General features: G+C 51.1%; 20 protein-coding genes. 6 read left to right on the top strand and 14 right to left on the bottom strand.

Annotation, left to right across the window (positions count from 1 at the left end; translation table 11 throughout):
- Window positions 1–247: 247 nt before the first annotated feature.
- The 4 genes from V8F51_RS28785 to V8F51_RS28770 all read right to left on the bottom strand — a co-directional run bounded on the left by V8F51_RS28785 (window position 248) and on the right by V8F51_RS28770 (window position 5,397).
- Entirely contained in the window at window positions 248–1,858 is a 1,611-nt protein-coding gene (locus V8F51_RS28785; protein WP_337103953.1) for a glycosyltransferase, read from the bottom strand.
- Window positions 1,815–3,998, bottom strand: coding sequence for a tetratricopeptide repeat-containing glycosyltransferase family 2 protein (locus V8F51_RS28780; protein ID WP_337103952.1), 2,184 nt, complete (start codon window positions 3,996–3,998; stop codon window positions 1,815–1,817). Before V8F51_RS28780 ends, V8F51_RS28785 begins: the two co-directional genes overlap by 44 nt.
- A gap of 31 nt (window positions 3,999–4,029) precedes the next feature.
- Window positions 4,030–4,914, bottom strand: a complete 885-nt coding sequence (locus V8F51_RS28775) for a DUF6385 domain-containing protein (RefSeq protein ID WP_337103951.1) — start codon at window positions 4,912–4,914, stop codon at window positions 4,030–4,032.
- 69 nt (window positions 4,915–4,983) lie between these two features.
- Window positions 4,984–5,397, bottom strand: a complete 414-nt coding sequence (locus V8F51_RS28770) for a DUF6385 domain-containing protein (protein WP_337103950.1) — start codon at window positions 5,395–5,397, stop codon at window positions 4,984–4,986.
- Window positions 5,398–5,628: 231 nt separating this feature from the next.
- Here V8F51_RS28770 and V8F51_RS28765 point away from each other — a divergent pair, with 231 nt between their 5' ends.
- Window positions 5,629–6,162, top strand: coding sequence for a hypothetical protein (locus V8F51_RS28765; protein WP_337103949.1), 534 nt, complete (start codon window positions 5,629–5,631; stop codon window positions 6,160–6,162).
- Window positions 6,163–6,744 carry a hypothetical protein gene (locus tag V8F51_RS28760; protein ID WP_337103948.1) on the top strand — a complete coding sequence of 194 codons (582 nt, stop codon included), beginning with the start codon at window positions 6,163–6,165 and terminating at the stop codon, window positions 6,742–6,744. It abuts the gene before it with no gap.
- A gap of 355 nt (window positions 6,745–7,099) precedes the next feature.
- On the opposite strand, the gene V8F51_RS28755 is transcribed toward V8F51_RS28760, so the two are convergent.
- From V8F51_RS28755 to cls, 8 genes are all read right to left on the bottom strand, one after another.
- The gene (locus V8F51_RS28755) at window positions 7,100–7,645 is read right to left on the bottom strand and encodes a glutathione peroxidase (RefSeq protein WP_337103947.1); all 546 of its coding nucleotides are present in this window, start codon (window positions 7,643–7,645) and stop codon (window positions 7,100–7,102) included.
- A 238-nt stretch (window positions 7,646–7,883) separates the two neighbouring features.
- Window positions 7,884–9,215: a DUF2252 domain-containing protein gene (locus tag V8F51_RS28750; RefSeq protein WP_337103946.1), complete on the bottom strand. Its 1,332-nt coding sequence runs from the start codon at window positions 9,213–9,215 to the stop codon at window positions 7,884–7,886.
- A 122-nt stretch (window positions 9,216–9,337) separates the two neighbouring features.
- Window positions 9,338–9,814, bottom strand: coding sequence for a CcdC family protein (locus V8F51_RS28745; RefSeq protein WP_337103945.1), 477 nt, complete (start codon window positions 9,812–9,814; stop codon window positions 9,338–9,340).
- A 259-nt stretch (window positions 9,815–10,073) separates the two neighbouring features.
- A complete protein-coding gene (locus V8F51_RS28740; protein ID WP_337103987.1) occupies window positions 10,074–11,057 on the bottom strand; it encodes an aldo/keto reductase in 984 nt (327 codons plus the stop codon).
- Between the two features lie 176 nt (window positions 11,058–11,233).
- Entirely contained in the window at window positions 11,234–12,688 is a 1,455-nt protein-coding gene (locus tag V8F51_RS28735; RefSeq protein ID WP_337103944.1) for a catalase, read from the bottom strand.
- 135 nt (window positions 12,689–12,823) lie between these two features.
- The gene (locus tag V8F51_RS28730) at window positions 12,824–13,615 is read right to left on the bottom strand and encodes a response regulator transcription factor (protein WP_337103943.1); all 792 of its coding nucleotides are present in this window, start codon (window positions 13,613–13,615) and stop codon (window positions 12,824–12,826) included.
- The gene (locus V8F51_RS28725) at window positions 13,600–13,986 is read right to left on the bottom strand and encodes a Fur family transcriptional regulator (protein ID WP_337103942.1); all 387 of its coding nucleotides are present in this window, start codon (window positions 13,984–13,986) and stop codon (window positions 13,600–13,602) included. The genes V8F51_RS28730 and V8F51_RS28725 overlap by 16 nt, the downstream gene beginning before the upstream one ends.
- A 636-nt stretch (window positions 13,987–14,622) precedes the next feature.
- Window positions 14,623–16,071: a cardiolipin synthase gene (gene cls, locus V8F51_RS28720; RefSeq protein ID WP_337103941.1), complete on the bottom strand. Its 1,449-nt coding sequence runs from the start codon at window positions 16,069–16,071 to the stop codon at window positions 14,623–14,625.
- 160 nt (window positions 16,072–16,231) lie between these two features.
- On the opposite strand from cls, the gene V8F51_RS28715 reads away from it, so the two are divergent.
- On the top strand, window positions 16,232–17,548 hold the full coding sequence (locus V8F51_RS28715; RefSeq protein WP_337103940.1) for a deoxyguanosinetriphosphate triphosphohydrolase family protein: 1,317 nt from the start codon (window positions 16,232–16,234) through the stop codon (window positions 17,546–17,548).
- Between the two features lie 77 nt (window positions 17,549–17,625).
- On the opposite strand, the gene V8F51_RS28710 is transcribed toward V8F51_RS28715, so the two are convergent.
- Window positions 17,626–18,585, bottom strand: a complete 960-nt coding sequence (locus V8F51_RS28710; protein ID WP_337103939.1) for a nucleoside hydrolase — start codon at window positions 18,583–18,585, stop codon at window positions 17,626–17,628.
- Between the two features lie 256 nt (window positions 18,586–18,841).
- On the opposite strand from V8F51_RS28710, the gene V8F51_RS28705 reads away from it, so the two are divergent.
- Window positions 18,842–18,997, top strand: a complete 156-nt coding sequence (locus tag V8F51_RS28705) for a DUF1540 domain-containing protein (protein ID WP_337103938.1) — start codon at window positions 18,842–18,844, stop codon at window positions 18,995–18,997.
- Between the two features lie 120 nt (window positions 18,998–19,117).
- On the opposite strand, the gene V8F51_RS28700 is transcribed toward V8F51_RS28705, so the two are convergent.
- Window positions 19,118–19,927 (bottom strand): M15 family metallopeptidase, encoded by an 810-nt coding sequence (locus V8F51_RS28700; protein WP_337103937.1) that lies wholly within the window; start codon window positions 19,925–19,927, stop codon window positions 19,118–19,120.
- Window positions 19,928–20,267: 340 nt separating this feature from the next.
- Between V8F51_RS28700 and V8F51_RS28695 the strand changes: the two genes are divergently transcribed.
- Both V8F51_RS28695 and V8F51_RS28690 read left to right on the top strand, forming a co-directional pair.
- Window positions 20,268–22,133, top strand: a complete 1,866-nt coding sequence (locus V8F51_RS28695) for an LTA synthase family protein (RefSeq protein WP_442956505.1) — start codon at window positions 20,268–20,270, stop codon at window positions 22,131–22,133.
- A 146-nt stretch (window positions 22,134–22,279) separates the two neighbouring features.
- A complete protein-coding gene (locus V8F51_RS28690) occupies window positions 22,280–23,020 on the top strand; it encodes a DNA-binding response regulator (protein ID WP_337103935.1) in 741 nt (246 codons plus the stop codon).
- Window positions 23,021–23,230 lie beyond the last annotated feature (210 nt).

Here is a 23,230-nt window from a genome sequence, read left to right as displayed (position 1 = left end):
GCCGTCCCGATGAAGCAATAAATTACGACAATAAATATAGCTGGAAGAACAAAAAACATAAGAGAAATAATTAAGGCACTTAAAAGCGAAGACGTAAAAATGGATAGGAGTATGCTGACAAACGTATACAATGGCTTCACTAAAAACCACTCCCTCTTTGCTCGCTCTGCGGCTGCGGATTACTTCCATCCTAGCGGTTGAAAGAGGGATTCGGCAGTACTAAATTTTGTAGAACCGGCCTGATGCATCAGTTCCAGCCTTCATAGATCGGTATCGATAATCGCGCCAAGCGGATGGCCTTGCTATACGCATAGGAAGAAGCCTCAGCAATGTTATCCCCTCCGTGGCGCCCATCCAGCCCATACTGCTGCAGAAGCTCTAAGTGCGCGTCCGCTCTATCGCACATTTCGTACATATATTCTCGCGTCAATCCCGCACTTGCGCTCACCGACTCGTTTGGCTTCTCGGCTTCAGATCCATCCATATCGGCATTTGCGTCAGATTCGAGATTGTTCCAATCGTCTTCGAGCTCCCGCAGCCAGCGTTCCAGCAGCCCACGATGAGCCCCCTCAAGCCGACCGATATGCCAGCCTACCCATTCCTGTGCCGCCTGGTCGCAGCCGCTCTCCAGCATAACTTCTGCGAGTTTAATAACGGCAGCCGCGCTGCTGCATATGACTCTTGAAGCGAGCAAGGAGGAGAGACGATGCTCCTCACCCGTAATTCGTATATAACTGCACAGCCGGTACAAGGGTGAGAGCAGCTGCGGCTTGAATCGCAAAGCCGACACGTAAGCCTCCAACACGCCGGCCCGATTGAGCTGCTCCTCCTTCATCCGGCCAAGCAGATAGGCCGTACGGTACGTCCCTAATCCCTCCTCCGTATGGTAGCGGCTTGGCGAGGCACCGATATGGAGCGCTTGCTCCGCCGCTTGAACAGCTTCACGCAATCTCCCTGCCCCTGCCAGCGCGATCGCCCTATAATGATACAAATCCGGATAATCCTCAGCCAGCCTTGATCCTTGGGCGGCAACTTCTGCAGCTTCAGCATACTGGTAAAGCGCCAGCAAAGAGCGCACCTCATATTTCACGGCCAGATGCATATAACTTAGCTTATCGAAATCCGACTGCTGCCGCGCGGCGCGAAACGACTCCAAAGCCTTGGCCGGCATGCCTGCGCGCAAATATTCGACACCGATATTATAGCGGTGAAAATAATTGTCCGGCTCTTCCGCTACGGCCAGCTCCAGCAACCGCATATTGCGATGCTGTTTATTCTTCTCAACGATCACCTCTTGCCGGTATCCATAATGATACACTTTGGCTTCCGTCATGTAGAAAGCCGAATCCGGCCAGCGTCGCAAAATCGAAGCTGCTATCTGCTCATGAATCCGCCCCTCGAACCGGATATCAGGATCACTCTTGAACATGCGAAGCACAGGATGTACGCTCCCCCCAGCAGATCCCTCCATCTCATCCTCGTTCTCATTTCCGTTTCGATCGGCCTTATTCCATATTTGCAAAAAAAGACCGCAGGCACGCGGCTCATCCATATACTTCAGCAGCTCCTCGCCCGCTCCCGATCCAAGCCGCTCATCTGCGTCCAAGAACAAGATCCACTCACCTGTTGCGATCTCCAAGCCTGCATTGCGCGCCTTCGCGAAGTCATTGTCCCATTGCTCATGTATAACGATCGCGCCGTACGATTCCGCTATCTCTACCGTTCGGTCCGTCGAACCCGTGTCCACCACAATGATCTCGTTCGCAATCCCCCATACGCTCTGCAAGCATGATGAAAGCATACGCTCTTCGTTTCTAACGATCATACATAAGGAAATGTGCTTCCGGTGCTTCGCCATTCGCGCGCCTCCTTTGCCTTCCGTTCCAAGTCGTCCTCCAACCGAGCGCATCCAGTCTGGCGATCGCATCTGTCAGCCGCGCCCCGTCATCCTCATACCTGCTTCCGTCCCAGCCCCGGCTGCTTACTAATGGATCACCCGACAACCGCACAGCTGCGAGCGCCAGTTGCAAGCTCGATGACGCCGCACCCATGCGCAGCTTCGTTTCCACCTTAGCACCTGCAGCATAAGTCACGGCCGCCGCTTGTTCCTCTTTGGCTGCAATGCCTCCCTCGAACATCGCGAGCGCCTCGCTAAACAAATAGTTGTTGTACAGCAGCTCGCCAAGCCTTAACCAATGACCGCGGGCAAGCTCCCCTTTGGCTGCAAAACGTCTCAGCATCAGCTCGGCCGCCGCCTCGTTATATCCCTCGTCATAAAGCGTCTGTTCGAACGTGATGTCCAGCTTCTCCATCGCAGCCGTCAACCGGGCTGCCAGCCGCAGCATGCCATGAGCTGCCGCCCGTCTAACCAATTGTGCCTCGCAGACGCTATCCTTTGAGCCGCTCAGCCAGCTTTGCCAGAATTCATCGCGAATAGGAGCGCCAAGCATCACAACCTCGATCTGCTTGAAACGCGCGAGCGTGCATTGCGTTCCCGCAGCCTGAACAATACGCGCCAAAGTAATAGGGGGCAGCGGCAGCCCCTCGTTCCACCAGCACAACGCCGCATCCAGCGCCGCTGCTTCGTCGCCGCCTAGAAGCTGTACGTGCATCATAAGCAGCTTGGCTGCTTCGGCATATTGCCCTGTCCCGATCAGCGCATCTGCTATTAAGCGTGTATCTGTCGAAAGCCCTTTTCCTTTGCGCCCTTGAATCGATTGCTCTCTCCAGATGGGCATCGCGATCCGGTAAGCGCCGATCTCACACATCGCTCTTGCAAGCTGCCTCAAGCCGTTATCGCTCTCTTCCCCTGTATACACCGCTAGTTGGTCGCGAATATGGGCATCTCCCGCTCCGCGCAGAAGCATTGCATACGCAAGACCGTTAAGAGCTGGCTGCCAGTCCGGCCTATCGTCCAAAGCTTCCTCATACATATGCAGCGCTTTTTCTAATTGACCAAGCTTAACGAGCACTTCGCCAAGACCGCTCTTTGCACGGTAACTGCTTGCTCCAGCTTCGGATATATAGCTGACAGGCAAAGCGCCGCGCTTGTGTATGATCGTCTCGAGCTCGATAGCGGTTTCGTAGGCTGCCTTCGCTTCGGGCAACAGCTGGAGATCTTGCAGCGCCACTCCATGCAGCCAATAAAGATCGGTATAATCGCTATATATCCCCGTTTCCTTTTGCAAAAGCTCCGCCGCCGCTTCTATGCGGTTCAATGATATAAGCGTCTTCGCGTAATCACGTATAAGAGTCGGCCGATAGGGCGCATCATGCTCCACCGCATCAAGCGACTGAAGGAATGTTCGACTGGCCGCCTCTACCTGGCCCAATTGACACTGTGTCACGCCAAGGTTATATAGACAAAAAGGATCATTCGGGCGCCTAGCCAGCTGACCCTTAATGATCCGTAGATTACGCTTTGCCTTCGACTTGCGCGTCATGGTGTCCGGCACGTAACCGTCATGGCCGATGACGATACCGCTAGTGCTGAGCGGCCCGTCTACATCGTACATGCGGCCTTCACCCGCGCCTGTGCCAATCCGGACGAGCTGTTCATGGATTTCGCCATAATAGACGAAGCCGTAATCCGCGCGGAACAATCTGACCGCATCGCTCGTCAGCTTCGGAACTACGGCATCGCCTGCGGACAGTTCATGCTGCATCGGCAGCCGAAGGGCAGCTTCCGTGGTCCGCTTCAGCTCTTCGCGGAGCTTCTTGCCGGACTTCTCATTTGCTATCGCCCATTCATCGGCATCCAGCATAAGAACCCATACCGTTCTTGCATGCTTCAGCAGCTCATTCCGCGCCTTTGCAAAATCATCCTGCCATTCGACTCTAAGCACCCTTGCCCCGCATTGCTTCGCGATCTCGGCCGTATCGTCTGTCGAGCCCGTATCAGCCACAACGATCTCGTCCGCGAAGCTCTTCACGCTAAGCAGGCAGCGCCTCAACACATCCGCCTCGTTCCGGGCAATCATGTGTACTCCGAGTAGCATGAGCCACCCTCCTGTTTCTTTTTTATTCTAGTTAAGTGCCTTGTCCGTTAAAATAAGAATCCACCGTCGTCGGACTCGCCGCTGTGCTGGAACGAAGCGCAAGCCTCGTAAATTTAAGAAACCGTTGCGGCACCAATACATCGACCGATCCAACTGCAATTCCCGTAACCGTATCGACATCCACATACCAGTTCGTACCGTTGGCGCTAATCTCAACTCGCGCATCCACTTTGTTCGTACCCGGACCTTTGTTATAGACGAAGAATGAATAGTTGCCGAATACGCTTGTCGTAACCGCTGGCAGAGCCGTGTAGGCATCGCCTGTCACCTGATCGAGGTAGGCTGTCTCTTGGAAGCTCTTCTGTGAGATCGAAGTGACGCTGCTAAGCGATCCCGCCGTGATCGTCGTACCCATCACTGCACCCAGTGTACCCGCTGTGATTGTCGTACCGAGCACCGCGTTCAACGTACCCGCTGTAATTGTCGTGCCAAGCACCGCGTCCAGCGTTCCCGCCGTAATTGTCGTGCCGAGCACCGCGTCCAGCGTTCCCGCCGTAATTGTCGTGCCGAGCACCGCGTTCAACGTACCCGCTGTAATTGTTGTGCCAAGCACCGCGTCCAGCGTTCCCGCTGTAATTGTCGTGCCAAGCACCGCGTCCAGCGTTCCCGCTGTAATTGTCGTGCCAAGCACCGCGTCCAGCGTTCCCGCCGTAATCGTCGCTCCCATTACCGAGTTGATTGTACCAGCTGTAATCGTTACCCCCATCAAGTTGCTGATAGTTCCGTCCAGCATGATGTTGAGGATATGTCCGTCTGCATCCGTGGACAGCGCTCTTGCAGTTGATGCATTGTCCTTCCCGAATATGAGCGTCCGTAAATTATCCGGATTCGGGTTAAACGACGAGAAGTTTGGCATTAGCTATCACCCTTTCTACACCCTGAGTCTTATAGTTTGACCGGCAACGAGGGAGATGACGGCCCCATGCTATTGCGCTTGATAATAGACTGTCAGCTTCGTAGGCAATCCCGGATCAAGCGATCTCACCGACACTCTTACGAAACGCATGAATTTAGACGGGACGATGATATCCATCGAACCTCCGTTAATTTCACTTTCCATATCGACGAGATAATCACTGTCGTTCGGCCCTATCTCCAGTTGTACAACCGCCCCCTTGCTGCCGCGGTTGACGATCGCATATGAATACAGGCTTCTGTTGCCCATCTCTTGACTAGGAAGCGCCGTGAACTCATTCGTCGTCTCGACATTGCGATATACGACCTCACAGAACTTTCCGCCAGCAGGCGCTGGACAACGCCTCTTGCGGCCTGCTCGCTTCTGTTTTCTTCCGCATGCTCCTGTCGCGTTATGTGTGCCGCGGGATTTTTTGGAACCCACCCCTTCACACCGTTTTGATTTAGCCACCGTCGCCTCCTCTCCCCCTCGTTGTCCATGCTTCGATACTGTATGCCACCTGCTACTAACCCGAAACGGCGTTTACAACAAGAAGGAAGAACCTATATTTGTCTCTCTCGTTATTTCCCCAATCGAATCTAGCGAACAAGCCATATATTAATAAACAAGATCTCAAATCTTCTCTATTACGAAAAAAGAAACGGAGGTGCGCGCGTGACCAATAATGCCGTCTTTAATAACGAAAACCATCCGCTGTACATGATGATTAACAACACCTATGTTGATCCTGCCTCCGTCACACCGCCGGAAGGAGATGCCTCTACCAGCGGAAGATTGTATATGGTTACGACCTCAACGCTGGCCGTCTCATCCGGTCAGAATCAGCTCATTCAGATTACGAATCCGAACCTAAGCGGCAAAAATCTGTACATCTCACGTATATCAGGAGGCGTGAGCGCCGCTGCCACGCTTAATCTGTATTCCGGGGGAACAGTGAGCGGCGGGACGACGCCAACACCCTTCAATTGCTACTTCGGCAGCGCCTTGACGAGCATTGCATCGGCAAGAACGACAGCCGGCAGCGTAACAGGCACGCCCACGCTGTTCATGTCATCGCCGCTTGCAGCGGGAATGTTCACAATTGAATTCACGGGCGGCATCATCGTTCCGCCCAATCGCTCCATCACATTGTCCGTTGGTCCAGGCGCGATTAGCGCAGGCTCGAATATTTCATGGTGGGAACATTAGATGCCGAACAACAATCCTCTTAATCGCTCTGACGACGAACTCCATGGCCAATTAGTCGATTCCTATGAACAGCCTGGCACAACCGCGCCCCCTCGGACTGGCGCCACGGCTGCTGCCAAACATTTTACCGTACAAGGATCGAACAGCGGTTCGCTTGGAATATTAGGCGGAACAGTAGATGTGTCGCTTCGGATCAATAATCCGTCTGCCAGTGGCAGAACAGTCATCATAGAGAGCATAGGAGGATATATCGACGTGTCGCTGAGCCTGCTGTCCAGCTTCAACGGTCAAATGACTGCTTACAGCGGCGGCACGCTAACGACTCCATCCGCTGCGACTCCTGCCAATCTGTTTTTGACAAGCGCTACGACAAGCGTTGCAACAGCCACCACCTCAACAAGCGGCATAACAGGCGGCACTTTGCTGCTGTCCTATCCCGTATATCCCGGGCCATTCCGCCTTGCCCTCCCGAATCGATTCAACCTGCCTTCCGGTACATGGCTTACCGTTAACGTAAAAGGCAGCCTTAGCTTGCTCGGTATCATCGGCACAGGCGTTGCCGTAAGCTGGATCGAAACGTAACATGGATAAAAGACATCTTATACCGCAAATACGTCAGGTCCTGCTGACTGTAACGGACACGAGCGACGCTTAGACGCCGATATCACCGCTTTTGTGATGATTACGGACTAAGAAAATGCTAATTGCTCATTTCACAGACTAATTGGCACCGTTTGGTTCAGATAGAGTCGCTAGAGTCCTCAATACCCCGGAAACCACCCAGACCTCACAATTAGCGTCTCCATGGTCCGTAACTAGCAGGACCTATTTTTAAAAAAATAAAGAACAACAAAAAACCGTGCCTAGGTCAACAACGACCCTAGCACGGTTTCTTAGAAAGCCGTAAGCTCTGCGCTTACGTCTTATTCATTCTTTTTTACAGCAGCTTCTCAATGTCGGACTTCATGTCCAAAGGCTCATCCGTCGATTCGAAGCGCTTCACGACATTGCCCTCGCGGTCGATGAGAAACTTCGTAAAGTTCCATTTTATCGAGTTGCCCTCAAGGTAATGCGGCAGCTTCTCCGACAAGAACGAGTTCAGCATTTTGCCGCTCGGCTCGTCCGTATTGAAGCCTGCAAAAGGCGCTTGCTCGGTCAGATGGGCAAAGAGCGGATGAGCTGTCTCATCGCGCACATCCGTCTTCGCGAACAATGGGAACGTTACGCCGTAATTGATTTGGCAGAAGCTTTGTACATCAGAATTAGCGCCCGGCTCTTGCTCCCCGAACTGATTGCTTGGGAAGCCTAAAATTTCGAGTCCTTGATCCTTATATTGCTCGTACAGCTTCTGAAGATCGGTATACTGCGGCGTAAATCCGCATTTGCTCGCCGTGTTGACAACAATCAACACCTTGCCTTTATAGTTGTCCATCGTTACTTGTTCACCTTTAATTGTTTCCAACTCATAAGAATATACGCTCATAGTAAAGTCCTCCCGCAAAGTTAGTTTCATAGTTAGCAATTTAATTGCATACAATTCATTTGGCTTGTTTAGCATAACACTCCGCATGATCCGTGTCAAACTGAACCTCTATTAGTCCCATAACCTTTAAAGTCAGCGCGCTCGCCTTACAGAGGAAACTCGGCCGATCAAGCGGGCAATAAGGGGCTGTCCCCAAAAAGCATCTAAGCTTTTGGGACAACCCCTTTCGTTGACTTGCCTATTTGCGGCCGTCCGCCCACTCGACGAACAACGCATAGTCCTGCTCCACTTGATTCGCATAAGAAATCGCCCATTGCGCGATCGACAGACAGAACGTATCCTCGTCCGGCCCCATCGCTTTTACAATTTCCTGCTCGCTATGATAAGAGAGAACGCCGCCTTCCACATCGGCATCCGCGCGTGCATGCATTTTCGCCGTTAGGCGACCCATCGTTTCCGTAACCGACAGCATATCTCCCGACGTCTCCAACGACTCGAGCTTCAAACGTTTCTTATAAGGCGAGCGCTCTCGAACGTAGAAGTTCCGCTCACCGATCGTCAAGTAACCGAGATATGGATCTGCCGCATGATGCATCGCCTTCTGCGTCATCGTCACCCGTTTACCTTGATGCTCGAACTCCGACCAGAATGTCTCGTCATAAGGCATGAAGTACGCCGGCACAGGTACGCGGACCTCCTTCACCTCAAGCACGATGTCGTCACTGCCAAGCTCCTCATTGCCTGCCTCGATCAGCACATAATAACGGTCGAGACCGATCGACGCTGTACCCGAGCCATGCTTCACCGCAATATCCTTGATATGAAAATGCCGCAGCTCCTCCGCGTCATCAGCCGCTACTGTAGCGAGATATTCCGGCCATGCTGCGAGCAGCGCTTCCTTCTCCTCGTCCGTAGGCGGCAAAATTTCTTCATTGTACGCGAATTGCCGATGCTCTTGCACAAGCGCCGTCACCTTTTCCAAGAAATGCTGATCTTGGCGCTTCTGCAGCTTCTTGAGCAGCTTCTTCACCGGCCCTTCAGCATGCTCTAGATCGATCTGGTACGAACCCGGATCGTCTTTGCCTTTCGCGAACCGGCGCATCTGCTTGGAATACCCTTGCAAATACGTCTCAATCGCCGTCAACTGGCTGTCGATCGGCTGTCCCTTAAGCCGGCCTACAAGCGCGATGCTTACCGACATCCGCAGCAGATCGTAAAGATACGAACCGAGATAACCTTCATCGAAGTCGTTCACATCGTACACAAGCGCGCCCTTCTCATTGCGGAACGCACCGAAGTTCTCGAAGTGCAGATCGCCTTGAATCCACGTCGGACGCGTAGGCGAAGTATGATAGGAAAACCATTCACGGCTTATGTCAAAATAAAATAAGTACGCGCTCCCGCGAAAAAAAGAGAATGGCGTCGCCGACATTTTGCGGTACTTCTCAGCTCGTTTGTCACTCTCCAGCATCATGATCTTGCTATCAAATTCTTGGAAGATCGCGGACAGTGTCCGCTTTCTTAATTTGTTGTGAGTTTGCTTAACCCGATCGGTCCATTTTGCATCCATTATTCTCTTCCTTCCTCCCTGCGATTCTTAAGTTATCAATACGGCAACAAATCTAGTCGGTTGCATGCTAACATTCTACACAGAGGAATGAATCTCCTGTTTGAATATGGAAGATGACTGCTTCACGCCCGCTGCAGACGCAAATATTCGCTCACCATCGAGAGCCGCCAAGGCACAATCATACCGAACGCCAATAAATAAAAAATAGCGCCGGTCTGCGGAATCGACATAAATTCCTCTACTGCCTGATGCATAACCAAACGAATGGCGAACAATACAATAATAATGATGATAAACGCCTTGGAGCGCCTCACGTAAATGTCCGATTGCACGCGCTCAAGCCTCGTCGTTACGATAAGCGGGAAAGCGAACAGCAGCAGTCCCGTACCGAAGGCCGACACTCCCCACAACCACGGGATGTGTGTAATCGGAGCAACGAACATGATGAAGCCGGTCGCCATGCCTAGCGGCGGTATGATAATCTTCTTCAGCGTAGTAGGTTTCTTGCCAGCCCTCATGCGCAATATAATAAGCGTTACGCCTGCGATAACGGATACGCATACAGATAAGAGCTGAACGATAGGAGTAGACCAAAACAACTTGCTTAACCTCCGATTCCGCCCTATCAAGAGGCGGGCAAATAATAGATTTAGTACTTGTATTTTACCACATCAGAATGTTTAAGTACTTTACAGCGATAAAGCGTAATGTAGATCATTCAGATTGGCGATAAAAACTTCAGCTTAAACGCGGACGCTCATCCTCGACATGTTTCAATAGGAGTTTTTCTCATCACAACGGAATGTGGAGCATAACCAAACAAGCAGGCTCCGCAAATTGCGGATACCTGCTTCTTGTTTAGTATGAGCCGCGGATATGCGGATGAACCTGCTCCTTGTAGAAGACGCGAAGCCTCTCCATCTCCTCATCGGAGAACGACGGTACGTTCATAGCCGCAAGGTTGTCCTCTACCTGACGCACGTTGCGGAAACCCGGTATGACGCAAGTGACTGCAACATGATCAAGCAGCCAGCGCAGCGATGCCCGCGTCATATTGTCACGGCCTTCGGCGATCCAGCGGAGATGCTCGGCCAGCTCGACGCCTTTGGCGAAGCCAAGACCGGCGAATGTCTCGCCGACATTGAATTGCTCGCCGTTCTCGTTGAAGCGGCGATGGTCGTCCGCCTCGAACGTCGACGTATTCGTGAACTTGCCCGTGAGCAAGCCGCTCGCCAGCGGCAGCCTGACTAGGATGCCTGCGCCCTTGCGATGGGCTTCATCAAGCAAGCTCTCGAGCGGCTTTTGGCGGAAAATATTAAATATAATTTGCAACGCTCTTACATTGGGCTGCTCTAGACAGAACAAGCCCTCTTCAACCGACTCGACGCTGACGCCGTACTCGCGGATCTTACCTTCCGCTTTCAGCTTGTCCAGTACGCCGAACACACTGCCGTCCTTCAATATGGCAAGCGGCGGACAATGAATTTGGTACAGGTCGATTCGCTCCCTCTCCAGCCGCTTCAGACTCGCCTCGCAATAAGCGCGAATCGTCGCCTCCGAATAAGTAGCCGGATCGTGAATATCCCCTGCCCGGCAAAACTTTGTTGCTATGTAGATAGAATCTTCTTTGCCCTTCGTCGCCTTTGCGAGCAGTCGCTCGCTGCGGCCGTCGCCGTATACGTCTGCCGTATCGAAGAAGTTGACGCCTGCATCCATTGCGGCTGCAAGTGCGGCAAGCGATTCTTCGTCGCTCGTATTGCCCCATGATCCTCCGATCGCCCAAGTACCGAAGCTAATCTCACTCACATGAAGCTCTGATGATCCTATTTGACGGTATTGCATAACGGAATCCGACCTCCAACGCTTGAATTTATGCGCAATATGGATATGGTAATTGCAGCGCTTTCTTAGCCGCTCCTCCATCATACCCCTCCCGCCCGTGCACATGCAAACACAAACGGGAAGCCGCTTCTGAATCAGCGACTCCCCGTTTTTATCGTTGTCTTCCTTATATGGCATTAGCCCCGCGGAATAAAACCGCTAATATCGACGCCAAGATTTTGTGCCAGCTTCATTCCGAGCGTATGGTCCGCGCGGAAAAAGTTGCAGATCGCGCGCAGTCTGATCTCGTCATTCGTCTGCTTAAGCTCATCCGTCAAGTTAGAAATCAGGTTGCTGCGTTGCTTCTCAGACAGCGAACGGTAACGTTCTCCCGCTTGGGTGAAGTCATCCGTCTTATCGATGCGCTGGCGTCCTGCCATGCCGTGCAGCGGCATCCGTGAATCGGCATAAGCCGCATTCTCCTTCGGACTGCTCTGCGAACTATTCGGTTCGTAATTAACCGGAGACGGATCGGCCTTCATCGTCATTACCCCATCGCGCTGATGATTGCGCACCGGAGCATACGGACAGTTGATCGGAATGTGCAAGTAGTTCGCTCCAAGACGATAACGCTGCGTATCCGGATAAGAGAATAGGCGGCCTTGGAGCAGCTTGTCCTCCGACGGCTCGATACCTGGCACAAGCGCACTCGGCGAGAACGCCGACTGCTCAACTTCGGCGAAGTAATTGACCGGATTGCGGTTCAACGTCATCGTGCCAACGCGAATTAGCGGGTACATATCCTCTGGCCATACTTTCGTCGGGTCGAGCGGATCGAACGCATATCGATCGACATGCTCGGCAGGCATGATTTGCACATGCAGTACCCATTCCGGATAGGAGCCTAGTTCGATAGAGTCGTACAAGTCGCGAGTTGCATGATTGAAATCCTGGGCTTGCACGGCAGAAGCTTCCTCTGCCGTAAAGTTGCGAACACCTTGCCGCGACTTCCAAGTATATTTCACATAGACGATCTCGCCGCTCTCATTAACCCACTTGAAGGCATGAACGCCGAATCCATCCATCTCCCGGTAATTAGCAGGCGTGCCGTCATCGGAAAATAACCATGTCAGCATATGCGTGGATTCCGGCGACAGCGTCATGAAATCCCAATAGCGAGCCGGATCTTGTATATTCGTGTTCGGGGCAGGCTTCAGCGAATGTACCATATCAGGGAACTTCATCGCATCGCGGATGAAGAAGACCGGAAGATGGTTGCCGACAATATCATAATTGCCTTCCTGCGTATAGAACTTGACGGCGAAGCCGCGAGGATCGCGCAGCGTCTCCGGTGAGCCGGTTCCGTTAATAACGGTCGAGAAACGAACAAATACCGGCGTTTCTTCTCCCTCCGCTTGCAGGAAGTGTGCTCTCGTATAGGTTTTCATACTAGCTTCGGTACGGAATACGCCATGCGCTCCTGCTCCGCGGGCATGCACGACGCGCTCCGGAATACGCTCACGGTCAAAGTGGGCCAGCTTCTCGAGCAGATGGTAGTCTTCGAGCAGCGCCGGACCGCGCTGTCCCGCAGTACGGGAATTCTGATTATCGCCAACCGGCGTTCCTTGGTTAGTTGTTAAATTATTGTTCATACGGCACACCTCATCATTTATATATTTAGACTTGATCTAAATCTTATATACTTATGATAAGGCTATGCGCGTGACCTGTCATGAAATCAACATGAACGGTTCATGAATAATAGATGAAGAATGAAGCGGAGGCAATTAATCGGCTAGCCGATAACCGACACCGCGCACCGTCACGATATATTTTGGCGCAACGGCGCTGTCCTTCAGCTTCTTACGCAGACTCTTTATATGAACGTCAACCACATTGCTGCCTCCATAGAATTGAAGCCCCCATACCGTATCCAGCATCGATTCCCTCGTAAGAACAGAGCCGTCGGACGTCAGGAAGAAGAGCAGCAGATCGTATTCCGTCTTCGTCAAGTCGATCCGGTTGGTCCCTTGAACGACGGTCATCTTCTTCTTGTCTACGCGAATATCCTTGAACGCGATCGTCTCATCAGACATGCCTGCAGCTGGGCGATTCATTAACATCTGATTAATTCGGTTCAGCGCCTCGTCCGGGCTGGCAGGCCATACGAGCAGTTCCGCTCCGCCAAGAGCGGCCCCGCCGTTATGATTATACGATTGCTGATCCGTCAACACGAGAACGGGAACGCCGGATCGATCGGCAAATTCTATTAATGCAGCGCCGTCCTGAAGCGTGTTGCTGCTCCCTGCCCGCGTAACCGGAATCGCATCATATACGAGCAGTTCAGGCTTCAAGCTCTGGAGCATGCTCGAATCAAAGTCATGAAGCGAGAATACATCGAAGCATTCAGCGGATAAAGTGATTAGCAGTCCTTTGACCCGCTCAGGCAATGGGCTGATGATCATGACGCGCTTCGTTAGCGAACACAGCACGCCGCCTTGACCAGCTTCTATTGCCCCGAGCATCGATGCACCGACGACAACATCCATATCCGTATTAACGATTACTTCGTCGCGCATTGACCGCACACTCCTTCAAGCACGACATGAGCGTGCGCAATCGCATACCCTGTTGACGATTGAACCGATTTGATCCACGCTTCCGGCAATTCATCCATCACTTCATCAACCCGTCCGCACTTCGAACAAACAATATGCTGATGCTCCTCCGTCCGCGCATCGTAGCGGCTAACCGCCTCGCCAAGCTTCAACTCCCGGATAAGTCCGGCATCCGTCAAGTACCGAAGCGAATTGTATACCGTCCCATATGCGAAGTTAAAGCCTTTGCTGCGCAGCCGCTCAATGACGTCGGCCGCTGTAGGATGGTCCTCAGCATGCTGCACCACTTCGTAGATTGCTTTGCGCTGTATCGTTAAATTAATTTTGGTCATTATGAATCACCTTCTCGTTAATATGATTTAGACTAAGTATAAATCTATTTCTAGAGTTGGTCAATTGAAGGTTATGGTACTTTATCCGGATTAGCCGCTTGTTCAACACTTAGTTATATTGACACAATAACCGTTATAACGACCTTTATTGCCTCGGAAATACACTTTAACTTGCGCATTCTAGATTGTTAAAAAAATATTGTCGAATTAATTATCTGAATATTTACAAAATTAAAAAAATAGAATATACTTAGCCTATCTCAAACGGATAGGAGGTAGCCGCAAGCATCACATATCAATTGTCCATTTGGGAATCTTGATTAACTCGCCGCTTACGGAGGCGAATTCCATAAGAGAGGGGATAGTCCATTGAAGGCTGTTAGCGAAGCATGTCTTCCATAAAAGCGGAAAGGAGTATCCGAAGTGTTAATCCAAGACATGCGGGGAAGCAAAGTCGTCCATCGTTGATATCGAGCTTGTCATCCGGTACTTATCGAAAGGGATTGATCGGAAAATAATGAATACATGCAAAGGGATTGGAGCGTTAAAATAAATTGAATAATAGTAGCAAGTGCACGTAAAGGGATTCTGGTTATCATCGATAAGCAGAATCCCTTTTTATGCGTTTGCAAGACCTTATAAGATAGGCGATAACAGCCTTGAGACCGATTCCTTGAACTTATTCATAAGCGGACGAGACATATACAGCTCTTTGGTTAGCTGCTGGCAATATTCGATATCTTGCTCGAATATGCGTTGCAGCTTGGCAGCCGTCTGCGTATTATATAGAAACGCATTCATTTCAAAATTAAGCTTGAAGCTTCTGATGTCCAGATTCGCCGTTCCAACCGAGGCAATCCGGCCATCGATAACGAGCGTCTTCGCATGAAGGAACCCCTTCTCATACAAGAACACCTTCACTCCGCCGGCAAGCAGCTCCCCCAAATACGAATGCGTCGCCCAATAGACGAAGAAGTGATCGCGCTTGCGCGGCAGCATGATTCGAACCTCGACACCCGATAGCGCAGCGATCTTAAGCGCCGTCATCAAGCTCTCGTCGGGGACAAAATACGGCGTTTGGAGGCAGATCGTTTTTTTGGCGGCATAGATCATTTTGATATAAGCGTCCTTGATCTGCTGGTACTCGGTATCCGGTCCGCTAGCGACAAGCTGCATATCGATATGGCCGACCCGCTCTTCCCTATACGGAAAGTAGTTCTTGTCCAGCTCGATTTTACCGGAAGCGGCCAAGTTCCAATCCATGAGAAACTGCGCTTGCATTTGCAGCACCGCATTGCCCTCGACTCTTAGATGCGTGTCGCGCCATTCGCCGAAATGGGCATTCAAACCCAAGTATTCATCTCCAATGTTGAAGCCGCCAATATAGCCGACAGTGCCATCGATAATCGCAAGCTTACGATGATTGCGGTAATTGATCTTCAAATTCACATAAGGTATGCGCGACGGGAAGAAAGCCGCCTCCTTGCCTCCTGCCGCCCGCAGCTCGGAGAAGAAGCGGCGCGGAAGATTGGAGCTTCCGATATGATCGTACAAGAATTTCACCTCGACACCCTCGGCGGCCTTCGCTGCAAGAGCCTTAACCAGCTTGCGTCCCAGCTCATCGTCCCGAACGATATAATAGACGAGATGGATATGATGCCGTGCTCCTTCAATGTCGTGCAACAGAGCATCGAACTTGCGATTGCCGTCCGTGAAGATCTCGACCGCATTATTGTTTGTAACGACCGCGAAGCTCGAATTCAAATTCATGTACATCATATCTTGATACTGCTGCATCTCGCTGTCGGAGAACGTAAATTCTGAGCTCTTCAGCTCGCGCTTCTGCCGATCAACCGTATCTTCAATAATACGCTGATTAACCCCCATGAGTTTGGTCAGCTTGCGTTTGCGAACCTTTTGACCCAAAATCAAATAAAGAACGAAGCCGAGAACCGGAATAAACAATAGCACCATGAGCCAAGCCCAAGTTGAGCTGGCGTTTCGCCGCTCCAAGAAAATAATCGTGATAGCCAAAACAATATTAAGAACCAATATGATCGAAACGATATTCTGCATAATTGCCATACATCTGTTGCACCTCAGTCACAAGTAAAAGTTAATGCGATCATACTCTATGCCCGAAGTATGTTCAAGTCTGAAAGTATGATAAAGTATGATATAAATATCAAGCGTAGAAGGCTGACAAGGCCCTGGCGGCGACAGAAGCAGCACGGGAGGAACAATGATGGACTTACGAAAGCTCCGATTGGACGAACAAGCTCTTAGCACATTCAGCGAAGAGCGTGATGAATATGAAAGAGACTACTCACGAATTATACAATCGCCCGCATTCCGCAGACTGCAAGGAAAATCACAGGTGTTCGGCGCAGGTTCGGGCGACTATTACCGCACAAGGCTGACCCACTCGCTCGAGGTGTCGCAGATAGCGCGCGAGGTGGCACGAAGGCTCGGCAAGCAATATTCTTTTCTTTCCTTGGGTGAGCATCCCGGTCTTATGCTAGAGCCAGCCGTTGTGGAAATCGCCGCACTGGCGCATGACCTTGGGCATCCGCCATTCGGCCATAAAGGCGAAGAGGTGCTTAATTCGCTGCTGAGCGAGGAATATGGCATTAAGTACGAAGGCAATGCGCAGAACTTCCGAATCCTGATGTTTCTTGAGAAACGCGCGGGCAGCGGCAGCGGGCTCGATCTGACGGCAGCCGTGCTGCTGGCCGTGAACAAATACCCTTACGGGCTTGACGAGCCTGGCAGGCTCAAGGGCGTATACGGCACGGAATGGACAGAGATCGAACAGCTTCGAAACCTATGGAATATGCCCCTAGGCTGCTCCACACTCGAAGCGCAGCTGATGGACCTATGCGATGATATCGCGTATTCCACGCACGATATCGAGGACGGTATTCGGGCCGGCAAGATTCAGATGAACCGCGCCTTCTTCGAAGACAGCCGCCTCATCGACCATCTCGTACAAGAAATTGTGAACGACAAGGGCAATATGGGCGTCGGCTGGGACCAGGTCGACATCCCAGCGATGGTGAAGCGCGTGCTCGGTTCTTATTTCGAGCAATGGGAGGCGTTGTATGTCGGCTGCGACCGTGAGCCTTCGCGTGCAAGACGCGAAATGAAGGCGCGCTGGGTAAGCATCTTCGCCGGCAAGGTCGGCATTATTGACGATCAAGGCAAAGGCTGGAAGAAGGTAACGTTCGTGGACGGCGGCAAGCAGGACATCGAGCTGCTGCGCACGATGGAAATATTGAAGAAGCTCGCCTGGGTAACGCTTATCAAGGATTTCCGTGTACAGCGTCTTCAAATGCGCAGCGAAATTATGATCCGCCGTCTGTGGGACAGCTTCAAGGTGCCCGAGTACGGCCGGCTGCTTATTCCGCCGGATTGGATCGACAACTTCGAGCATCACCGCAGCAAATGGAGTTGGCCGCGCTTCGTGGCGGATTACATCTCCGGCATGACGGACGCATACGCCGAGAAAGTGTATGCCGAGTTATATGCCAGCAAGTCAGGCTCGATTTATGAGGTAGACTAAAGAGACAATAACAAAGCCGCCAATGCAGTGAGATGCCGAGCATCCCTCCTGCCTTGGCGGCTTTATTCATGTTCTAACTATATGTTGCTTACCGCACTGGCCGCAAGCGATGTAATGTAGTCGAAGAAGCGGTCCGGATCAACGTCATAGACGAGGCTGACCGGTCTGCCTCCTTCTTTCTCGATCGTACGGCCTTGGCTAGGTCCTTCGTCAATAACCGCGCTATGAACGGTCTTCACCTTAACAAGATCCGGGTTGCCGAGGGCTGCCGTCGTCAGCACATCCCACAAATAATACGTGGAGTTCGTCTCCATATAGGTAAGCGGCGGACATACAGCATAACATTGCCCTACGAAATCAACACCCTCGTGCTTGCGCAACGAAGCCCAGCGATTGCGCACCGCTACCGTTAGCGGCACTTTAATCGTACTTTCGAGTGCAACGAGCGTAATGGCAAGACTGCTTGCCCAGACCCGGGCTACCGCCTCCGGATCCCAATAAGCGTTCCACTCGGCCGTTCCGTCATGCTCCGGCTCCAGCACATTGCCCTTCTCATTAAAGGTTCCGCCCATCCAAACGAGACGCTCAATCTTGTCCTCAATGTCCGGCGCTTCGTCCAGCGCTCTAGCCAGATCGGTGAGCGGACCCGTGAACAGCAGCGTCACCTTCTCCTCCGACTCGCGCAGCTTTTGAATCATATGCTTATGGGCAGGCAGATGGGCTATGCCCGTCACCATCGTTCCCGACTCGTTCAAGATAGGCAGCGCATCGACATAGAACGTATGCATCCGCCACTCCGCAGGAAACGGATTAACGCCGCGTGAATTCGATCGCGCAACCTCGATGCCATCACTGGCAGCGGCGCTTCCGAAGCGGTCAATGATTTTGCGGCTAGCCTTCACACCCGGTTCCAAGTAGCCGTCTGCAGGAATAACGGAAATGCCCGTCAGTTCAACATTTTTCATCTGAAGCAGCAGAAACAGCGATACAAGATCGTCAACCCCGGCATCGTGATTAAAATATAACTTCATATCCATCGCTCCTGTCGATTTTCAAATGCATGTTCAAAAAGTCCGGTTTTCAGCACCGAGAAGGTTGAAAGAAGCTAGGAAATGAGAAGCGGAGCGTAGCAAAAAGCTACGTGAGCATCGGAAGTTCCGGCTGAATTCAAGATTCGATGTCGAGTAAGCTACCTGATATACTTCGTGATCAAAATTGGACTTTTTGAACAACCTCTTCAAGTATAAAACGATATATCGTTTGTCCATCCTAGTGGTGAGGAGGTGAATATCAATGGCTAAGGATGTATTATGTGAAGTCAACTCCTGCAAGTACTGGGCAGCGGGTAATCATTGCGGCGCATCATCGATCTATGTCGTCAGCAACCGCGGCAAACAAGCGAGCAACTCCGAAGAAACCGACTGCAAAACGTTCGAACCAAAGATTTAATCGCACGAAGACGATTTACATTAACAATGAGAAAGCGACGCAAGGCGGCTGCCTGCGATCGGCTGTCCTGACCTACTGGATCCGATTGCTTTGTCCTCCTTGCGTCGCTGCTATTGCTCCCTATTTGCTAACCGGTATCACGCCGTAATGCTCCTCAAGCGTATCCCCGCTTTGCACAAGCTCTTGCGCCAATTCTTTGCCTACATAACGCAGATGCCATGGCTCGTATTGATAAGTCGTAATGTCATCCTTGCCTTGCGGGTAACGCACAATAAATCCGTAATCCGCCGCATGCTCGTCCAGCCATGCCGACTCTGGCATATCGCCGAAGCAGTCTTCTACCGCGCAACTGCCGTCGCTTGCGGTCACATCAATAGCTAGCCCCGTCTCATGCTCGCTTGTACCCGGCACAGCGCTATATGTTTTGGCTTTCTCGAGGCCGTCTTTCTTCACATAGCGGTCAAAAAGCGACGTTTGCGTCGCGTGCGAACGATAAGCGGATACGCCCGCAAGCGGCAAACCGTCCGCGTCTGCCGCAGCGAACATCTCTTCAAGGGCAGCCGCAGCTTCTTGGCGCATCATCCGCTTCTCGATTTTTTCATTAAATACGAAACGCACATCTGGATATACCAAGTCCGCTGGATTGTAATCCTCAGGCAGCATATTGACTGGATTAACCAGTGCCGTTACGCTGTCCGGCTCGGCAACGACGACCATTTCTTCCTGCGTCCTTACAGGATCTTCAGTTTGAACGTCAGGGGTGTCGCTTGGCTGCACCACGGTTTCTCCGGGATCGGCTTCGGCTTGTCCGTCACTAGCGAATATATTGCCCCACATCGTCTCCAGCGTTCCCGTCTTCACGAAGGAATAGCCGATTGTGATGAGAAGGCATAATAATAAGATAAATCCTATTCTTCTTCGTCTTTTCATATTGCACCTCATGCATTTATTTTTTTCCTAAAAATTCTAATTCATTCATGGTATATGCTGAATACTTATTGTATAACAAAGTTATAGACTAGTGTAACCCGCCAAAAGTTACACTCCATTCGTTAGGATTAAATGAAAATAATGAGAACATCAATAATTCCGAAAATGATAATGATGTCAGTAAATTTTGTATTGGACAATGAGGGGTCATTTGCCTTTGACATTGCGTGCTGAAAAAGAGCATAATGGTTGTAAATGAGTCGTAAACATTTATATTACTTGAAGCTTGCTGGCTACTCCGAGAGATAGCCTGTTTTTGCTGTGAAAGGTAGGCGATTATGTGTCATCTATAGCAACGAAACGTATCCTGAGCACTCGTCCCATCCTATTTTTCTCGTTTATTCTGCTTCTCAAAAGCTACTTAACTTGGATGGTTGTTTTTGAGGGTGGCGTATCGTGGACGACAATACTCAAGGAAGTTCCGTTCGTGCTCATCGTATTCTGCTTGATCGAATGGTTCGCATCGAAGCGGAAGCTTGTTTATTATTTGATTGCCAATCTAGTAATGACGCTTATACTATTCGCCGTGCTTATGTATTACAAGTATTATGGCGTCATCGTCACATACTTTGCTTTGGCCCAGGTCAATCAGGTAACTGCCGTCAAGAACAGCGTGTTCTCGCTGATGGACCCATACTATTTGTTTATTTTCACCGACATCATCATTATGGCCGTTCTCCTGTTCGCCCGCAAAAAAGCGATCAACTGGAAGAAGGAAAGCTCGAAGAAGGAAAACAAACGTCTTGTTGTCGCTTTGTTTACGATTTCGATCGGCTTGTGCTTATTCAATATCCTGCCTAACCGCGCCAGCATGAATGAAATCGTGAAGGCCGAGCAGATGGGTATTCTCAACTATGAAGCGTACATGATCTTCTCGAACAAGGATCTCGAGTACGTTGACCCGAATCAAATTACGCAGCCGAAAATCGATTCGCTCAAAAACGCTCAACAGCCAATTGAGCCTATACTTTATAAATCGGCGGAAGGCAAAAATCTGATAATAGTTCAGATGGAATCTTTCCAAAACTTTCTCGTCAACCTGACGATCGACGGAAAAGAAATTACGCCGAACTTCAACAAGCTCGTGAATGAGAACTATTATTTCAAACATTTTTACCAGCAGGTTGGACAAGGCAATACATCCGACGCCGAGTTCGTCGTCAACTCGTCGCTGTATATACCGCCGCGCGGCGCAGCGACGCAGATGTATGCCGACAAAGAGCTTCCAAGCTTGCCGAAGCTGCTGAAAGCAAACGGCTATGATACGACTACTTTCCACACGAACGTCGTTGAGTTCTGGAATCGCGGCGAGCTTTATAAGGCGCTTGGATTCGACCGTTATTACGATCAGAAGTTTTTTGGACATGAGGATACGGTATTCTTCGGTCCTTCCGATGAAATGCTGTACGCGAAAACAGCAGCCGAGCTGGAGCGCATGAGCGAAAGCGGCAAGCCGTTCTACTCGCATGTTATCTCAATGACGTCGCATCACCCGTTCTCGATACCGGAAGACAAGTATCATATGGAGCTTCCAGAACGCTATGAAGGCACGTTCGTAGGCGACTACATTCGCGGCCAGAACTATGCCGACTATGCGCTAGGACTTTTCATTCAAGACTTGAAGGATCGCGGTATTTGGGATAACAGCTTGATCGTCATGTACGGCGACCATCTTGGCCTTCCGATCTACTCGCTGGATCGCGACGACAAAGAGCTGATGGCTGAAATTTACGGACGTGAATACGGTTATACCGATATGATTAACATCCCGCTCGTAATTATTAACCCTACCGCTCCCGAAGCGAAAGTATATGACCAATTGGGCGGTCAGATCGACGTATTGCCAACCGTGGCGAACTTGCTTGGCGTATCGCTCGACAACCAAATCCACTTCGGCCAGGACTTGTTCAATCAGACGTACAATGTACTTCCGCAACGTTATTATTTGCCGAGCGGCTCGTTCTTAAGCAGCCAAGAGCTGTTTATGTCTGGCAGCGGCTATGACGACGGCAAGCATCTTCCTCTCGCTGGCGACGGCGTTAACGAGCAGGAAGCAACGGAAGACGAGTACCAGCGTGCGCTGGAGCTTCTCAAGCTGTCCGACAGCTACGTGAACTCTTTGCCAAGCTGGAAGACAGACAAGTAACAGACAAGTAAGTAACTAACAGCCAGCTAGGCTTAATATGCAGAATATGCAGGTGAAGAACACCGCTTATCCTTTGGACGAATGTCCTTGGGATGGCGGTGTTTTTTGTATGGTTTTATAAACTTTGCAGAGGGGTGTCATGGGAGATGAGGAACATTAACGAGTGGGATGAGCAGAACGCGTTGAGGAACGAGTCAGGATTGGCAACAAAAGAGTATGAGTCATGGTTTGCTTCACACATGGCAAAGCGGGCAGCAACAAGCGAGCGGAAACGCCGATTAGTGGAGGGTGAGCGGTTCAGCGAGCAAGTTTTCGCAACGAGCGTATGGTGGGATGCAGTTGGGAGCTTCGACTATTTGCACCCGGAATACGAGATCAATGATTTTCGCGACGGCAGCCGATTTATTGACTTTGCTTATGTAAGGCCTCCCTATCGGATCGCGATTGAGATTGACGGATACGGCCCTCATCAGCGCAACGCCTCAAGGCGCATATTCGGCGATGACCGATTCAGGCAAAACCAGCTTGTCCTGGATGGCTGGCACGTCATACGCTTTGCTTATGATGATGTACGGGACAAGCCTCGGCAATGCCAGCAATTTATCCAGCAGTTGCTTGGGAAACTATATGGACTCGAGCACGGCCACCCTAACTTAACAGCTGAACTCTCCGCTTATCATCGCGAGCTGCTGCGGTGGGCCTTGCTGCACAAGCGAGTTGTTCCAATACGCCCCAGGGAGCTGGGGCGTGTGTTAGCCATAAGCGGTCCAACTGTACGCAAGCTATTGCATCAACTCGTTGAGCTCGGAATGCTGGAGCGAGCGGCGGGTAATCAGCGTATCCGCTCGTATAAGCTCACGAGCAAGGCTTGTAAGCTGCATTTGTAGAAGGCGGGGAAGCGCCCCCTTAGCGATGAATAGCGCAACGTTCTTGCGCTATTTGGGGTGGTTTGGGGTTTGTGCGCGAAATAGCGTAAGGTTTTTACGCTATTTCGGTTGCGGTGGCGCTCATAGCGGAGGTTGGAGCGGCCGTGGCGGTAAATAGCGCAACGTTCTTGCGCTATTTGGGGTGGTTTGGGGTTTGTGTGCGAAATAGCG

The organism is Paenibacillus sp. YIM B09110 (genome assembly GCF_037167145.1).
Lineage (GTDB): Bacteria > Bacillota > Bacilli > Paenibacillales > Paenibacillaceae > Pristimantibacillus.
This window is presented reverse-complemented; position numbering and strand designations above follow the sequence as displayed.

Bases quoted from the DNA above. Each gene is read 5' to 3' on its own strand.
- V8F51_RS28785 (WP_337103953.1), bottom strand. From the start codon at position 1,858: ATGGCGAAGCACCGGAAGCACATTTCCTTATGTATGATCGTTAGAAAC.
- V8F51_RS28780 (WP_337103952.1), bottom strand. From the start codon at position 3,998: ATGCTACTCGGAGTACACATGATTGCCCGGAACGAGGCGGATGTGTTG.
- V8F51_RS28775 (WP_337103951.1), bottom strand. From the start codon at position 4,914: ATGCCAAACTTCTCGTCGTTTAACCCGAATCCGGATAATTTACGGACG.
- V8F51_RS28760 (WP_337103948.1), top strand. From the start codon at position 6,163: ATGCCGAACAACAATCCTCTTAATCGCTCTGACGACGAACTCCATGGC.
- V8F51_RS28755 (WP_337103947.1), bottom strand. From the start codon at position 7,645: ATGAGCGTATATTCTTATGAGTTGGAAACAATTAAAGGTGAACAAGTA.
- V8F51_RS28750 (WP_337103946.1), bottom strand. From the start codon at position 9,215: ATGGATGCAAAATGGACCGATCGGGTTAAGCAAACTCACAACAAATTA.
- V8F51_RS28740 (WP_337103987.1), bottom strand. From the start codon at position 11,057: ATGCAATACCGTCAAATAGGATCATCAGAGCTTCATGTGAGTGAGATT.
- V8F51_RS28735 (WP_337103944.1), bottom strand. From the start codon at position 12,688: ATGAACAATAATTTAACAACTAACCAAGGAACGCCGGTTGGCGATAAT.
- V8F51_RS28730 (WP_337103943.1), bottom strand. From the start codon at position 13,615: ATGCGCGACGAAGTAATCGTTAATACGGATATGGATGTTGTCGTCGGT.
- V8F51_RS28725 (WP_337103942.1), bottom strand. From the start codon at position 13,986: ATGACCAAAATTAATTTAACGATACAGCGCAAAGCAATCTACGAAGTG.
- cls (WP_337103941.1), bottom strand. From the start codon at position 16,071: ATGGCAATTATGCAGAATATCGTTTCGATCATATTGGTTCTTAATATT.
- V8F51_RS28715 (WP_337103940.1), top strand. From the start codon at position 16,232: ATGGACTTACGAAAGCTCCGATTGGACGAACAAGCTCTTAGCACATTC.
- V8F51_RS28710 (WP_337103939.1), bottom strand. From the start codon at position 18,585: ATGGATATGAAGTTATATTTTAATCACGATGCCGGGGTTGACGATCTT.
- V8F51_RS28705 (WP_337103938.1), top strand. From the start codon at position 18,842: ATGGCTAAGGATGTATTATGTGAAGTCAACTCCTGCAAGTACTGGGCA.
- V8F51_RS28700 (WP_337103937.1), bottom strand. From the start codon at position 19,927: ATGAAAAGACGAAGAAGAATAGGATTTATCTTATTATTATGCCTTCTC.
- V8F51_RS28690 (WP_337103935.1), top strand. From the start codon at position 22,280: ATGAGGAACATTAACGAGTGGGATGAGCAGAACGCGTTGAGGAACGAG.